The sequence below is a fragment of the Bradyrhizobium sp. Crot121 genome (assembly GCF_059512385.1).
Window position 1 is genome coordinate 1 of record NZ_JCAMOR010000514.1, and the last position, 349, is coordinate 349.

The 349-nt window shown below is 61.0% G+C and carries 1 protein-coding gene; it reads right to left on the reverse strand.

Annotated features, from left to right (window positions below; genetic code table 11):
- On the reverse strand, positions 1-349 hold a 349-nt coding region (locus tag AC5ZGW_RS47720), incomplete at both ends, for an IS110 family transposase (protein ID WP_496114348.1).

Consider the following 349-nt stretch of genomic DNA (forward strand, 5'->3'; position numbering starts at 1 on the left):
CCTCGATCTGATCGGCAACTGCCGTCAGGGCGACGCGCGCTGCCGCAGGCAAGCGGACATCTGCTACGTCCCGTACGATTGCAACCAACGCCTCGACCTTTGTCCGGCCAGCGGCGGCAATGATGCCCAACTCGGCGAGATGCGAGCGTAGGGCGTTGATAGTCTGCGTTTGCTGTTTCACCAGAAGTGCGCGACTCTTCAGGACCATCATTGCGGCTTGTTGCTCAGCCGTTTTGATCGGAACGAAGCGCATGGTCTTGCGAGTCACGGCCTCGCTGATGGCCTCGGCATCCGCCGCATCCGTCTTGCCGCGCTTCACGAAGGGTTTGACATAAGCCGGCGGAATCAG